Below are 14,116 nucleotides of genomic sequence, written 5' to 3'. Positions count from 1 at the left end.
GAATTTATATCGTGTTACGATACATAGCGAGCCGACAAGCCGGCCGGCGTCTTCGCCGAGCCGCGTATTCGAGATCCGGCCGCCGCCAGAAAGCCCGCCATGAAGCCCTCCGAAAACCGCCATCTCAGGGATTTCACCACCGACGCGCGCGTGCTGACTATTGCGACTATCGCGGTGGTGGTCGCCACGGCGGGGCTGTTCGCCGGCATCGTGCTTTTGAAACTGATCCGGCTTGCCACTAACATCGCCTATTTCGGCCAGTTCACGCTCGCCGAGCTGAAATTGCAGGATACGCCGCTTGGGCTTGCAGCCGTGGTGGTGCCGGTTATCGGCGCCCTGATCATCGGGCTGATGGCGCGCTACGGCAGCGAGAAGATCCGTGGACATGGCATTCCCGAAGCGATCGAGGCGATCCTCCTCGGGCGTTCAAAACTCGATGCCAAGGTTGCGATCCTGAAGCCGTTGTCGTCGGCGATCTCGATCGGCTCAGGCGGGCCGTTCGGCGCCGAGGGCCCGATCATCATGACCGGCGGCGCGATCGGCTCGCTGATCGCGCAGATGCTGCCGGTCACCGACAACGAACGCAAGACGCTACTGGTGGCAGGCGCGGCAGCGGGCATGACCACCGTGTTCGGCACGCCGATCGCGGCCATCATGCTGGCGGTGGAACTGCTGCTGTTCGAATGGACGCCGCGCTCCTTCATTCCCGTGGCGGTCGCGGCGATCATTGCCGAGGTCGAGCGCACCGTGCTGCATTTGCCTGGGCCGATCTTTCCGTTTCAAGGTGGCATGGCCGTCTCGTTCACCGGGCTCGGCGGTTGGGTTCTGGTCGGCATCTGCGCCGGCCTGTTGTCGGGGCTGCTCACCCAGATGGTCTATGCCTGCGAGGACGCCTTCCAGAAACTGCCCATCCACTGGATGTGGTGGCCGATGATCGGCGGCCTGGTGGTCGGCATTGGCGGGCTGATCGAGCCGCGGGCGCTCGGCGTCGGCTACGATAACATCGCCGACATGCTTGATGGCCACACGCTCGCGGCGGCCGCGCTGATGCTGCTGGTGGTCAAAGCCATCATCTGGTCGGTGGCGCTCGGTTCGGGAACATCAGGGGGCGTGCTGGCGCCGCTGTTGATCATGGGCGGCGCAATGGGGGCGGTGCTCGCCGGCATCCTGCCCGAGGCGGATCCGGGGTTCTGGGCCCTGCTTGCGATGTCGGCGACCATGGGCGGCACGATGCGGGCGCCGCTGACGGCGACGTTCTTTGCCGTGGAACTGACCGGCAACACGCACGTGCTGGTGCCGCTGATCTCGGCTTGCGCCGCGGCGCACGCCGTCACCGTGCTCCTGATGAAGCGGTCGATCCTGACCGAGAAGATCGCCAGGCGCGGGCACCACCTCGTGCGCGAGTACCGCGTGGACCCGTTCGCGCTGACCAGGGTGCGCGAGGTGATGACCGCGCAGGTCGAGAGCGTGCCGGCGACGATGACGTTGCATGGTGCGGCGGCGTTCCTGACCGCGCCGGAAACCCGGCATCCGAGCTTCCCGGTCATCGACGAGAACAGGCGGGTGCTCGGTCTCATCGATCCGCCGGCGATCCTGCGCTGGCGCCGTTCCGGCAAGCACAGGACGACGACGCTCGGCGACCTGCTTGCCGGAAGCAAGGTGACGCTTGCCTATCCCGACGAGTATCTCGAAGGTCTCTCCGACAAGCTGTTGATGGCCAATGTGTCGCATCTGCCGGTCGTGACCCGCGACAGCCTGCAACTGGTCGGCTATGTCGGCTGGAAGGATCTGATGCGCGTGCGCTCGAGGAAACAGGCCGAGGAGCGCGACCGTTCGACCTTGCTTGGTTTCGGCACCAGGCGCGGGAAAAAGGCGGACGCCGTGGAAGGCGTCTAGCCCAAGCCAGTTCCGCGCTTCGCCCATTCCAGGACAGTTAGCCGCAGCGCCGAGGACAGGTTGGTGTCGCGGGGCCGCGTCTCATCGACTTCGGCGACGAGTGCGGCCAGCGTCAGCTTTCTCGCCGCCGCGATGGCGACGAGGTCGTCATAGAATGGCTTTTCGAGGGAATAGCTGGTGCGATGGCCGCGAATGGTCACGGAGCGCTTTTCGACGACGCTCACGGCCGGAGACTCACTGATCATCCTTGCTGGACGGCTCAAGGCGATGGCCGGCGACAAATTTTTCGGCCTTGTCGGCATTCAGCCGGTCGCGTTGCCTGTCCGCCTTGGAACGGCCATGCAGGGCCCGGTTCTGTTCGGCGACGCGCGTTTTCTCGTCCCGCGCCTTCTGTTTGCGAACCTGGCGGAGATTGACGATGTCGGCCATGGCGCGGACCGCGAAGCTATTTCTTGCGGAAGGCGTCGAGCGAAACCACTTCGGCGCCCTTGGCACCGGCCTCGGTCGCGGCGGGCTTCTTCTCCGGCTCGGCTGCAGCCTTCTTCTCGGCCTTCGGCTTCTTCTCGGAAACGATGGTCAGCGGCTCCGGCGCCGGCTGGGCCGGTTCTTCCTCAGGCTGCGCATCGGTCTTGACGTCGAACTCGAGCTCGAAATTGACCGAGGGATCATAGAAGCCACGCACAGCCGAGAACGGGATTTCAAGTTTCTCCGGCACGTCGGAGAAGGACAGGCCAACCTCGAAGCCGGTGTCGGTCACCTTCAGGTCCCAATACTGGAACTGGATGACGATCGTCATCTGCTCCGGATAGCGCTCGCGCAGGCGCGACGACACGCGCACGCCGGGCGCTCCGGTCAGGAAGGTGATGAAGAAATGATGGTTGCCGGGGAGGCCGGTGCGTGCGACCTCGGCCAGGACCTTGCGCATGACGCCGCGCAACGCCTCCTGGGCCAGAATGTCGTAGCGGATGTGGTCGTCGGCCATGTGGTGGTCGGGTTCCGTTGAGTCGTCCGCATAGCTGTAATCAAGCTTGAGCGCGGCGTAAACCTGATATAGCCCACCGTCGCGTCGAAGCGAGGGGTATTGCCAACGATTTGATCGGCAAGACGGCTTACTGACAACCGCAAATGTTATGCGTTAGCCAGCGCAGCGTGCTTCTTGACGCTGCCCGGGGCATGGCGCTTGCCGAAGGCGCGCAGGAAGGTGCGCACGCCATTCGTCGCCGATTGCACCACTTCGCCCTCCCGCGGCGTGCCGCCGAGCATGAAGGTGGTCTGCAGGTCGGCATTCACCAGGCCGAAGAACTGGCGCGCCGCGACGTCGGGGTCGTCGATCGTCAGGTAACCGCCATAGGCGAGGCGGGCGAAGCGGGCGGCGATTGCCGGCAATGTCGTGCCCGGACCCTGTTCGCGCCATTCGGCAAACAGTTCGGGGTAGCGCTCGCCTTCGGTCTGGATCAGCTTGCGCAGGAATTTTCCGTCGCGGTTGCAGATGCAGTTCTGGTTCATGCGCACGGCAAAGCCGATCAAATCCGCTTCGAGATCGCCGGGCTGGTCAGGGAAGGTGGCAATGGTGGCGAAGATGCCGACATTGCAGCGATCGGTGAGGTCGCGCACCACGGCCATGAAGAGCTTTTCCTTGTCTCCATGGTGGTTGTAGACGGTCTGACGCGACACGCCGGCCTCGGCGGCGATCAGGTCGATATTGGCGCCGGCAAAGCCTTCGCGGCAGAACACGCCAGCGGCTGCATCGACGATCGACAGGCGCTTGGCCTCGTGGCCGCGTGGCGGGAAAGTGTCAGGAGAAACGCTCGCTCTCATGGAAATGTATATAGAGGCGATTGACGATTTGGACAAGACTGTCTAAATTTGTGGACATAAGACAAAGAGATTTCGCGCCGGGAGACGATAAAATTCCCTGCTGGGCGTCGGAAGCTCACGGGATGGAACGTCCTAGGCCAGACGCCGCCTGGCGGCGGCAACCAGATTTCGAAAGAAGCCAATATCATGAGTCCCAAATTCCTCCGCATCGCGGTCGTGCTCGGCCTGTTGTCCGCTATCGGCCCCTTCGCGATCGACATGTACCTTCCGGCTTTGCCGTCGATCGGCGCGGATCTGCACGCCGGCACCGCCGCCGTGCAGATGAGCCTGCTGATCTTCTTCCTGTCGATGGGCTTCGGCCAGATCGTCGTCGGGCCGATCTCCGACATGGTCGGCCGCAAGCTGCCGCTCTATGGCGGGCTTGCGTTGTTCATGGTCGGCGGCATCGGTTCGGCAATGGCGCCGACCATCGAGTGGCTGATCGCCTTCCGCTTCCTGCAGGGTCTTGGCGCCAGCGCCGGCATGGCCGTGCCGCGCGCCATCGTGCGCGACCTGCACACCGGCAATGAGGCGGCCAAGCTGATGTCCCTGCTGATGCTGGTGTTTTCGGTGTCGCCGATCCTGGCGCCGCTGACCGGCAGCCAGATCATCGAGAATTTCGGCTGGCGTGCCGTGTTCTGGACGGTGACCGGTGCGGCAGCCCTTGCCACCATCCTGCTCGCGACTTCGCTCAAGGAAACGCGGCCGGCGGCAGAGCGCGTGGGTTCTTCCTTTGGCACCGCACTTGCCGGTTACCGCTTCCTGATGGGTGACCGCAACTTCCTAGGCCTTGTGGCGATCGCGGGCTTCGGCATTGCGAGCTTCTTCGTCTATCTGTCGAGCTCGTCCTTCATCCTGATCGACCATTACGGGCTGTCGCCTTCGGTCTACAGCGTGTTCTTCTCGATCAATGCGGTGGCCTTCATCGGCATGTCGCAGCTGACGGGCCTGCTGGCCGAGCGTTTCGGGCTGCGGCGCGTGGTGCGCGTCGCGGTGACCGGCTACGCCTCGACGATGGTGGTGCTGCTGGCGATCATGGCGACGGGCGTCGACCGGCTCGACGTGATGGCAGCCCTGCTGTTCGTCGGCTACGGCTTCCTTGGTCTGGTCATTCCGACCACCTCGGTGCTGGCCATGGAAGAGCATGGCGAGATCGCCGGCACGGCCTCGGCACTGATGGGCACGCTGCACTTCGCCATCGGCGCGCTCGCCATGGGTGTCGCCGGCGTGTTCTTCGACGGCACGCCGCTGCCGATGGTCGCCGGCATTACGCTCTGCGCGGTGATCTCGTTCACGCTGGCCAAGGTCACGCTCGGCCGCTCGCGCGAAGCCGTCGAGGCGCCAGCCGAGTAAGGCGTGTCATCCGCAAGCCCATGAAAAGGCCGGGTTTTCCCGGCCTTTTCAGTTCAGCCCAGCCTCGGCCAATACAAAACGCAACCGTGTCTCGACTGGCGCCAGGGGCAGCGGAACAAGCTCGTAGCCCAGCTCCGTATAGACGCCGGCCAGGGCATGGTAGGTGCGCTCGGCCTCGTCTGAAGTCTGCTTGCGTTCTCCGTCCTGCGCGAAAATGTCCGGCCAGGGCGGAGCGATGAACACACGAGGATTGTAGCGGAAGCGCTTGGCAGCGGTGGCGATGTGGTCTGGCACGGGCAGGCCGGTCAACCTGAGATAGCCGAGCGTGTCCGGCACGCCGCGATCGAAGAAGACCGGTCCCTTCTGTTCGAGTGCGTTCCGATATGAGCGCATTTCCCACGACAGCATGAGTTCGGCAAACAGCGCGCGGTCGCTCCAGGGCAGGGCGGTTCCGCCTATCGAGGACTGGTCGCGGATGATGGCGCGCCCGGCTTCGACTGACGTCGCGAAGCCAGCCTGGCGCAGGGCTGCGATCAAAGTGGTCTTGCCGGAGCCCGGGCCACCGGTCAGCACGAAGAATCGATCGGAATCGTTTTGCATTCTTGTCCATGGAGAAAGAGGCACGCGATGCGCCTTCGCCGCCCATGGCCGTATGAAGCCCGGACAGCAAAAAGCGGCCGTTGCGCGTGACGTCGGTTGAGGAGGGGAGAAGTGGAGGTTTCTGTTGCCAGGTACCTCCGAACCCCGCCTAGAAGTGCGAACCCCTAGGGCTTGATTTGAAGCTATCGCACTGCATTAAGCAGCGAGACGTGCTTCCGCATAGTTGTCGTTGGCAACTATAAGTTTAGCCCGATGACGGTGGTACAATGCCGGGCAAAAGTACGATCTTTACACCTTCGTCGATCCTATTTCGCCCCCAGCAAAAACCGTTGTGTCGTCAACAGCGGCTTTTGGTGGAGGCGCCGGGTACCGCCCCCGGGTCCGAACGGCTTATTTCATCGCCCATTTATCGCCATAGTCGGTCAAGCCGACAAATCGAATATAGGGGGCGTTCGCCGGAAATGAAAGGCCGCAATGAGGCTTTGTCCTGTGTCAAATCGCGACGGCAAGGGTTGACTTGGACGCGGTCTCAACGGAAGCTTTGCGAGCGGTGAGGAGTTACCGACCTAGCGCACAAGTTGCGAAGCGCGCCACAGCCCTCATCGATCGGATCCGTGGCGCCGACGAGGGGAATTTTCTGATGGCCGACTATCTTGCGGATGTGAAGAAATACGACGCGGGCGCCAGCGCCGACGCGGTCGAAAAGATCGTCAAGCATCTGGGCATTGCGCTGAGGAACCGTGATTCCTCGTTGGTATCCTGCACCGACCCCAAGGAGCTCGAGCGCGTCAAGGAGAGCTGGGTGTCCAAGAAGCTCGGTGTCAGCGACGGGGCCAAGGCCGACGCCTCGATCGAGAAGACCTGCAAGGCGATGCACGCCGACAACACCAAGAGCCGTGTGACCTTTTACTACCTAGTGGCCAAGGATCTGGGCAAACTCGGCGCCCTCTGACGATCGCGCGTCAATCCGCGAAGGCTGGCGCCGGCGTTGCGGCCAGCCACTTTCTCCCCGTTCACGTGGGTGAGGGCACGCACAGCGGACGAAAAGCCAGCTGCTTGGCTTTTCGAACGACGAACGCCCGGTAGGGCAATGAGGGCGGCGCAGGCATCTACAACAAGAGTGGTGCGCAGGTCCGACTAGCGCCGTTTCGCTGTGTTCGAGCGCCGGTCTGATCGCTATATTAAGCGTAGACTCGAATCGAGCTGGAACCGATGCGCCAATATCTCGACCTCTTGCAGCATGTGCTGGACAACGGCGCCGACCGCGGCGACCGCACGGGCACCGGCACGCGCTCCGTCTTCGGCTACCAGATGCGTTTCGACCTGTCGCGCGGCTTTCCGGTCACCACGACCAAGAAGCTGCACCTGAAGTCGATCATCCACGAGCTCCTGTGGTTCCTGGCCGGCGATACCAACATCAAGTACCTGACCGACCACGGCGTCACGATCTGGGACGAATGGGCCGACGAGAATGGCGATCTTGGCCCCGTCTACGGCAGGCAGTGGCGCTCCTGGCCGGACGGCCATGGCGGCTCGATCGACCAGATCGCGGGCCTGCTCAAGGAGATACGCCGCAATCCCCAATCGCGTCGGCTGATCGTTTCGGCGTGGAATCCAGCCGAAGTGGAGGCGATGGCGCTGCCGCCCTGCCACTGCCTGTTCCAGTTCTACGTGTCCGAGGGTCGGCTGTCCTGCCAGCTCTACCAGCGTTCGGCCGACATCTTCCTCGGCGTGCCGTTCAACATTGCGTCCTACGCGCTGCTGACGCTGATGGTGGCGCAGGTGACCGGGCTGAAGCCAGGCGATTTCGTCCATACGCTGGGCGATGCGCATCTCTATTCGAACCATTTCGAACAGGCGCGCGAGCAGTTGCGGCGCACGCCGAGGGCACTGCCGACGATGTGGATCAATCCTGAGGTGAAGGACCTGTTCGCCTTCCGCTTCGAGGATTTCCGGCTGGAAAACTACGTGGCCGATGCCTCGATCAAGGCGCCGATCGCCGTCTAAGGCATGCCGATATTCAGGTGATGCCGGCCTGAGCCCCCGTCCGACCATCACGTCCAAGGCCTTGACCACGGCGCAGGGGTGCTTGCCCTTTCGAGCTTGAGGTCGGCGACGGCCTCGTTGGTGATCGACGCGGTGACGATGGCGCCGCCGCCAATGTCGATCCTGACATGCGAAGTGGTGGCTCTCGTGACGATCCCGATGATCGTTCCCTTGAGCACACTGGGGCGCTGATCTTCATCGTGCTCTCCATTGCTTTTATGGATGCCGTTCTCCGAAAACCGAGGTCACTTCTGGGTAACATGCATTGGGGTTTCCCACTCGTCGTACCCAGAACAATCGACGGGGCATGGGCGTTTTCGCAAGTCGTCAGCCTTCCCTTGTTATATTCATATGGATATATCGATCGACGGGCCTCGCGCCGCACGGGTTTCAAACCAGGGAGAGTTTTGGATGACGCGCAAAGGTTTCGGGTTGAGGGCGATCGCCATTGGCGGTCTCGCGGCGACGTTGATGGCTGTGGTGCCGGCCGCACATGCGCAAGACAAGGTCGTCGTTTTCGCGGCGGCCAGCCTCAAGGACGGGCTCGATGGGGTGAACAAAGCCTGCGAGGCCGATGTCGGCTCGGCCGCGACCGTCTCCTACGCGGCAAGCTCGGCCCTGGCCAAGCAGATCGAGGCGGGGGCGCCTGCCGACGTCTTCATTTCGGCCGATCTCGACTGGATGAAATATCTTTCCGACAAGAAGCTGACCAAGGCCGACACCGAGGTGAAGCTGCTCGGCAACCAGATCGTGCTGGTGGCACCGAAGGATTCGAAGGTCGAGACCAATATCGAGAAGGGTTTCGACCTCGCCAAGCTTGTCGGCGACGGCAAGCTCGCCATGGGCGACTTCAAGGCGGTGCCGGCCGGCAAGTACGGCAAGGCGGCACTGGAATCGCTCGGCGTCTGGTCCTCGGTCGAGGGCAAGGTGGCGCAGGCCGAGAATGTGCGCGCGGCGCTCAAGCTGGTTTCGACAGGCGAGGCCGCTCTCGGCATCGTCTATGCCACCGACGCGCATGCCGACACGGGCGTCAAGGTGGTCGGCACCTTCCCGGAGGATTCGCATCCGCCGATCATCTACCCGGTTGCCCAGACGGCCGATTCGAAGGACAAGGATACGACCGCCTTCCTGAAATGCCTGCAGTCCGCCAAGGCCGGCGCGCTCTTCAAGGAACAGGGTTTTACCGTGCTTACGCCGAGCAACTGAACAGGGCCCGATCGCGCAATATGACCTGGCTGCTGGACCTCACTCCCGATGAATGGAATGCGGTCCGGCTGTCCGTCAAGGTGGCGACCGTGGCGATGCTTTTCAGCCTGCCACCGGGCATCTTGATTGCCCTGCTGCTTGCCCGCGGACAATTCTGGGGCAAGACGCTGCTTAACGGCGTCGTTCACTTGCCGCTGATCCTGCCACCTGTCGTGACGGGCTATCTCCTGCTTTTGACCTTTGGCAGGCGCGGTCCGGCCGGCGCCTTCCTGGCCGAGCATTTCGGCATTGTCTTCTCGTTTCGCTGGACGGGTGCGGCACTGGCTTGCGGCGTCATGGGCTTTCCCCTGATGGTGCGGGCAATCCGGCTGTCGATCGAAGCGGTGGACCGCAAGATGGAGGCGGCGGCAGGAACGCTTGGCGCCAATCCCTTGTGGGTGTTCGCCACCATCACGCTGCCGCTGATCCTGCCCGGGCTGATCGCCGGCGCCATCCTGGCCTTCGCCAAGGCGATGGGCGAGTTCGGCGCGACCATCACCTTCGTGTCCAACATCCCCAACGAAACGCAGACGCTGCCCTCGGCGATCTACACTTTCACGCAGGTGCCGGGCGGCGATGAGGGCGCATTGCGGCTGACATTGATCTCGATCGTCATCTCGATGGCGGCTTTGGTCGCTTCCGAAGTTTTGGCGCGGCGGGTCGGGCGGCACATGGACATCGAATGAGCGTGGTTCTCGACATCGGCCACCGGGTCGGCGATTTCGCCATCGAGGCACGCTTCGAGAGCGCCGGGCGGCTCACCGCGCTGTTCGGGTCGTCCGGGTCGGGCAAGACCACACTCATCAACATGATCGCCGGGCTGATCCGACCCGACAAGGGCCGCATCGAGGTGGATGGCCGTGCACTGGTCGACACCCGTGCCGGCATTTTCGTGCCGAAGCACCGGCGCCGCATCGGCATGGTGTTCCAGGACGCGCGCCTGTTTCCACATATGAGCGTGGCCAGCAATCTGCGCTATGGCCGCTGGTTCACGCCGGCCAAGGAGCGCTACGCCGACATGGATGCCGTCGTCGACCTGCTCGGCATCGGCCCGCTGCTGAACAGGCGCCCGTTGAAGCTCTCGGGCGGCGAGAAGCAGCGCGTGGCGATCGGCCGGGCGCTGCTCGCCAGCCCCGGACTGTTGCTCATGGACGAGCCGCTGGCCTCGCTCGACGAGGCGCGCAAGGCCGAGATCCTGCCCTATATCGAACGGCTGCGCGATGAGACGAAGATCCCGATCGTCTATGTCAGCCATTCGGTCGCCGAGGTGGCGCGGCTGGCCAGTGACGTGGTGATGCTGGCGCAAGGCAAGGTTGTTGCCAGCGGTCCGACCGAGGCGGTGATGCAAAGGCTCGACCTGCTGCCGGCGGAAGAGCGCGGCGAGGGCGGTGCGGTGCTGGACACCAAGGTGCTTCGCCACGACGAGACTTTCGGCATGACCGTGCTCGCCTCGGCCGCCGGAGAAATCCGCGTCCCGCGCGTGGCGATGAAAACCGGGGCTCCCGTGCGTGTTCGCATCCGTGCTCGCGATGTGATGATCGCCACGGAAAAGCCGACGGGCCTCAGCGCGCTCAACATCCTGCCCGGCACAATCGTCGCGATTCGCCCGGGCGAAGGGCCGGCGGTCGAGGTCGACATCGATTGCAATGGCGCAACCGTGCTCGCCCGCATCACCGAACAGTCGCGGCAGGCGCTGGAACTGCGGCTCGGCGGCAAGGTTTTCGCCGTGGTCAAGACAGTGAGTTTCGACCGGGCCAACACCAGCGCCGGCCTGACGCTCGATGTCGATGGCTGACAGAAGCGACGATCGCCGCTATATTGATTTGGAATAACGGTGTCGCCGAAGGCTTCGGCAGGAGTCATGGCGACCGCGGAGGAGCAAAGATGCCATCGCTGAGCCTGCGGATAAATCTCGACCCCGACGGGCGGATCGGTCCGGGCAAGATCGAGCTTCTGGAGCAGATCGCCACCTTCGGCTCGATCTCGGCCGCCGCGCGCTGCATGGAGATGTCCTACAAGCACGCCTGGGATCTGGTGGAGGACATGAACCGGGTGTTCGGCAAGCCGCTGGTCGCCGCGCAGACCGGAGGCCGCAAGGGCGGCGGCGCACAGCTGACGGCCATTGGCCTGGCGGTGGTCAGCCGTTTCCGCGCCATCGAGCGTGCGGCCACGGCGGCGGCGGCGATGCATATGGACGCGCTGCAGGCGGAGATTGATGCGGGCTGAGAGGCGGAGGGAGGTTTCTCACCGCCAACGCAATCGGGTCAGCTCACCGCCCGGACCACATACCGCGATCGTGCCGCCTATACCATCACCGCAATCCCCAGCTCTCGATTGATTGTCGCGCTCGACCATGATTGGTAGTTTCGCAATTTCGCCAACAAGACCAATGAGGAATTTGAGATGGACGCCGCTCCGCCAGAGTTCAACCGAAATGCCCTCGCTTCTCTTGTCGACGGCAAATCAACGCTTGAGGTGGGGCCTTTCACGAATCCGACTTTGCGCGGTCCAAACGTTAAATATTTCGACGTCATGGACAAACAAGGACTGATCAACAGGGCTAATGCGATCGGTTATGTCTATACCGTCCCGGTGGATATCGACTATGTTTCCAGCACCGGCGACTTGAGCATCGTGGACAAAAAGTTTGATTTTTGCCTGAGCAGTCACTGCGTCGAGCATCAACCAGACCTGATTTACCACTTGAACCAAGTCGCAAGGATTCTCACCGCGACGGGCAGATACCTCCTGATTATCCCGGACAAGCGCTACTGCTTCGACCATTTCATCGCAGAGAGTTCAATTGCCGATTTCATCGGCGCTCGAGGCAACAAAGTTCACAGCGCAAAGAGCGTCATCGAACACATAGCTCTAGCCACGCATAATGATCCGGTTCGCCATTGGGCCGGCGATCACGGGGTGCCAAGATTTCGGCACAATCTGTCCAGTGTTTCCGTGGCCATGAGCCAGTACGACACCTCCGGCGGGGCCTACATCGATGTTCACGCTTGGCAATTTACACCTCAAAGTTTTCGCTCGGGAATAGAGGTACTTTCCAATCTCGGTCTCATTGGGCTGGAAGTAGAGCAAGTCTATGCCACGCCGCACAACACTTTTGAGTTCTGCGCCATCTTGAAGCGACGGCTGGCGTAGAGAAGCAGCGCGTGGCGATCGGGCGGGGACTGCTCGCCGGACCCAGATTGCTGCTCATGGGTGACCCTCAGGCCTGGCTCGACGAGGCGCAGGGCCGAGATCCTGCCCTCGATTGCAATGGCGCAGCCGTGCCGGCCCGCATCACCGGACGAGGGGCGACCAGAAGGCCGCCCCCGTCGTTTTCTTACTCCGAGAGCGTGAACGGAGCCGTGTACTTGTCGACATTGTCCTTGGTGATGAGGAGGCAGTCGAAGAGCTGCTTCTCGGTGGCGGCGCCGGTCTTGCCGGTCTTGATGAAGGAGTCAGCCTGCTGCACGGCTTTCGCCGAGTAGACGGCCACCGGCTGCAGCACGGTGTATTGCAGGTCACCCGCCTTGATGGCGGCTACAGCGTCCGGCGACCCGTCGAAGCCACCGACCTTGATGCCTGACAGTTTTCCGGCCTCCTTCAGCGCCGCGATCGCGCCGAGCGCCATTTCGTCATTGCCGCTGGTCACGCCGATGATGTCGGGATGGGCCTGGAGCAGGCTCTGCATCTTGTCGTGGCCCTGGGTGCGGTCCCAGTTGGCGACTTCCGAGCCGACTTTCTTGAGGTCGGGATACTGGCTGATCACGGTCTCGTAGCCGTTTGACCGTGTCGCGGCATTGTTGTCGGACGGCGCGCCGAGCAGTTCGACATAGTTGCCCTTCTCGCCAATGGCCGTCACCCATTGCTGGCCGCCGAGTGCGGCGCCCTGGGCGTTGTTCGAGACGAGCTGCGCCTTGGCGAGGCCCTCCTGGTTGATCTCGGCATTGACGAGGAAGACAGGGATGTTGGCGGCGATCGCCTTCTTCACCGCGCCGATCGAACCGCTGGCGTCGGCCGGGTCCAGGATGATGGCCACGGACTTGTTGGTGATCGCCGTGTCGATCAGCTTGCTCTCGGTGTTGGTGTCGGCCTTGGAGGCGCCGACGGTCGCGGTGTAGCCGAGCTTCTCGGCTTCGGCCTTGGCGACATTGCCTTCGGTGAGCCAGTAGGGGTTGGCGGGATCGATGACGATGATCGAGATGAGGCCGCCGGCCGACGCCGCGCTTGCCGCGACGATCGGTGCGGCCAGGGCAAAGGCCGAGAGCATCAGAATTCTGGCACTGCGATACATAGAGTTCCTCCTTTGGTTAGCAATCGCGCCGGTCAACCGGCGGTCTTCTCGAGGGCGGGATCGGCCGTTGTGGCCTTGTCCTTTTGTGGAGAAGTGGGAGAGCTGCCGGCCGGGCTCGGAAGCTTGACGCGGCGGCGGTACTGGATGGCATTGAGCAGCACCGCCAACACGATGACCGCGCCGGTGAAGACTGTCTGCCAATATGCGGAGACGCCGATGATCACCAGACCATCGGACAGGAAGCCGATGACGAAGGCGCCGACCAGCGTGCCACGGATGTTGCCCCGACCACCGGTGAGGGCCGCGCCGCCGATGACGACCGCGGCAATTGCCGTGAGCTCGTATGAGGTGCCGGCGGTCGGGCCCGCCGAGGTCAGCTCGGAGGACAGGATGAGGCCGGCCACGGCCGCGCAGATGCCCGAGAGCATATAGACCGAGACCTGCACCTGCTTGACCGGCACGCCAGAGAGTTCGGCGGCGCGCTCGTTGCCGCCCGAAGCGTAGAGCCAGCGGCCGAAGGCGGTGCGGTTGAGGATGATGCTGCCGATGATGGCGATGACGGCCATGACCAGCACGCCGATCGGGATGTCGAGCAGGCGGTTGAAGCCCAGCCATTCGAAGCCGGTATTGCCGAGTTCCGGTTTGCCGCCGAGATCGTTGTAGGTCAGGCCATTGGTCATCAGCAGGGCTGCGCCGCGCACGACGTACAGCATGCCGAGCGTGGCGACGAAGGCGGGTACCTTCAGCCAGGCGATAAGGACGCCGTTGACCAGGCCGACCAGCGCGCCGAGCACGCAGACCAGTACCGCGACGACCCAGACCGGCGGG

16 protein-coding genes, 1 other RNA gene and 1 pseudogene are annotated in these 14,116 nt (G+C 63.2%); 9 read left to right on the top strand and 9 right to left on the bottom strand.

All coding sequences use genetic code 11. The features are described from left to right. Window positions 1-99: 99 nt before the first annotated feature. Window positions 100-1,896, top strand: a complete 1,797-nt coding sequence (locus C1D09_RS15935) for a chloride channel protein (RefSeq protein WP_143975210.1) — start codon at window positions 100-102, stop codon at window positions 1,894-1,896. Here the strand turns inward: C1D09_RS15935 and C1D09_RS15930 are convergent. The 4 genes from C1D09_RS15930 to C1D09_RS15915 all read right to left on the bottom strand — a co-directional run bounded on the left by C1D09_RS15930 (window position 1,893) and on the right by C1D09_RS15915 (window position 3,714). After that, window positions 1,893-2,120: a ribbon-helix-helix domain-containing protein gene (locus C1D09_RS15930; protein WP_143975209.1), complete on the bottom strand. Its 228-nt coding sequence runs from the start codon at window positions 2,118-2,120 to the stop codon at window positions 1,893-1,895. The two genes, C1D09_RS15935 and C1D09_RS15930, sit on opposite strands and share 4 nt — an antisense overlap. Window positions 2,121-2,130: 10 nt before the next feature. Continuing rightward, the gene (locus C1D09_RS15925; protein WP_143975208.1) at window positions 2,131-2,325 is read right to left on the bottom strand and encodes a DUF4169 family protein; all 195 of its coding nucleotides are present in this window, start codon (window positions 2,323-2,325) and stop codon (window positions 2,131-2,133) included. 16 nt (window positions 2,326-2,341) lie between these two features. Beyond that, complete coding sequence (locus tag C1D09_RS15920) at window positions 2,342-2,878, bottom strand: SspB family protein (RefSeq protein ID WP_140889441.1); 537 nt, start codon at window positions 2,876-2,878, stop codon at window positions 2,342-2,344. Between the two features lie 146 nt (window positions 2,879-3,024). Continuing rightward, window positions 3,025-3,714 carry a TetR/AcrR family transcriptional regulator gene (locus C1D09_RS15915; protein WP_143975207.1) on the bottom strand — a complete coding sequence of 230 codons (690 nt, stop codon included), beginning with the start codon at window positions 3,712-3,714 and terminating at the stop codon, window positions 3,025-3,027. A 186-nt stretch (window positions 3,715-3,900) separates the two neighbouring features. Here C1D09_RS15915 and C1D09_RS15910 point away from each other — a divergent pair, with 186 nt between their 5' ends. Then, window positions 3,901-5,106 (top strand): multidrug effflux MFS transporter, encoded by a 1,206-nt coding sequence (locus tag C1D09_RS15910; protein ID WP_019859029.1) that lies wholly within the window; start codon window positions 3,901-3,903, stop codon window positions 5,104-5,106. A 48-nt stretch (window positions 5,107-5,154) separates the two neighbouring features. On the opposite strand, the gene C1D09_RS15905 is transcribed toward C1D09_RS15910, so the two are convergent. Together C1D09_RS15905 and ssrA are read right to left on the bottom strand one after the other, a co-directional pair. After that, window positions 5,155-5,706 (bottom strand): AAA family ATPase, encoded by a 552-nt coding sequence (locus C1D09_RS15905; protein ID WP_143975206.1) that lies wholly within the window; start codon window positions 5,704-5,706, stop codon window positions 5,155-5,157. A 110-nt stretch (window positions 5,707-5,816) separates the two neighbouring features. Next, window positions 5,817-6,177, bottom strand: a transfer-messenger RNA (tmRNA) gene (gene ssrA / locus C1D09_RS15900). A 169-nt stretch (window positions 6,178-6,346) separates the two neighbouring features. Between ssrA and C1D09_RS15895 the strand changes: the two genes are divergently transcribed. After that, complete coding sequence (locus tag C1D09_RS15895) at window positions 6,347-6,658, top strand: DUF2853 family protein (RefSeq protein WP_143975205.1); 312 nt, start codon at window positions 6,347-6,349, stop codon at window positions 6,656-6,658. A gap of 260 nt (window positions 6,659-6,918) precedes the next feature. Further along, window positions 6,919-7,713 (top strand): thymidylate synthase, encoded by a 795-nt coding sequence (locus C1D09_RS15890; protein ID WP_143975204.1) that lies wholly within the window; start codon window positions 6,919-6,921, stop codon window positions 7,711-7,713. 33 nt (window positions 7,714-7,746) lie between these two features. Here the strand turns inward: C1D09_RS15890 and C1D09_RS15885 are convergent. After that, window positions 7,747-7,951: pseudogene (locus C1D09_RS15885) on the bottom strand (TOBE domain-containing protein); the annotation flags it as partial. A gap of 212 nt (window positions 7,952-8,163) precedes the next feature. On the opposite strand from C1D09_RS15885, the gene modA reads away from it, so the two are divergent. The 5 genes from modA (at window position 8,164) to C1D09_RS15860 (ending at window position 12,150) form a co-directional block, all read left to right on the top strand. Then, complete coding sequence (gene modA, locus C1D09_RS15880) at window positions 8,164-8,958, top strand: molybdate ABC transporter substrate-binding protein (RefSeq protein WP_143975203.1); 795 nt, start codon at window positions 8,164-8,166, stop codon at window positions 8,956-8,958. A gap of 20 nt (window positions 8,959-8,978) precedes the next feature. Next, window positions 8,979-9,683, top strand: a complete 705-nt coding sequence (gene modB, locus C1D09_RS15875) for a molybdate ABC transporter permease subunit (RefSeq protein WP_143975202.1) — start codon at window positions 8,979-8,981, stop codon at window positions 9,681-9,683. Beyond that, window positions 9,680-10,792 (top strand): molybdenum ABC transporter ATP-binding protein, encoded by a 1,113-nt coding sequence (gene modC, locus C1D09_RS15870; protein ID WP_143975201.1) that lies wholly within the window; start codon window positions 9,680-9,682, stop codon window positions 10,790-10,792. Before modB ends, modC begins: the two co-directional genes overlap by 4 nt. An 89-nt stretch (window positions 10,793-10,881) precedes the next feature. Continuing rightward, window positions 10,882-11,223: a winged helix-turn-helix domain-containing protein gene (locus tag C1D09_RS15865; RefSeq protein WP_143975200.1), complete on the top strand. Its 342-nt coding sequence runs from the start codon at window positions 10,882-10,884 to the stop codon at window positions 11,221-11,223. 177 nt (window positions 11,224-11,400) lie between these two features. Beyond that, window positions 11,401-12,150 (top strand): class I SAM-dependent methyltransferase, encoded by a 750-nt coding sequence (locus C1D09_RS15860; protein ID WP_143975199.1) that lies wholly within the window; start codon window positions 11,401-11,403, stop codon window positions 12,148-12,150. A 184-nt stretch (window positions 12,151-12,334) separates the two neighbouring features. On the opposite strand, the gene C1D09_RS15855 is transcribed toward C1D09_RS15860, so the two are convergent. Then, entirely contained in the window at window positions 12,335-13,288 is a 954-nt protein-coding gene (locus C1D09_RS15855; RefSeq protein ID WP_167514634.1) for a D-ribose ABC transporter substrate-binding protein, read from the bottom strand. A 32-nt stretch (window positions 13,289-13,320) separates the two neighbouring features. Continuing rightward, window positions 13,321-14,116, bottom strand: a 796-nt coding sequence (locus C1D09_RS15850) for an ABC transporter permease (RefSeq protein ID WP_143975198.1), incomplete at its 5' end; no start/stop codon positions are given.

The organism is Mesorhizobium intechi, from assembly GCF_002879535.1.
Lineage (GTDB): Bacteria > Pseudomonadota > Alphaproteobacteria > Rhizobiales > Rhizobiaceae > Mesorhizobium > Mesorhizobium intechi.
The sequence above is the reverse complement of the archived record's forward strand: the minus strand, read 5'-3'. Positions and strand labels throughout refer to the sequence as shown.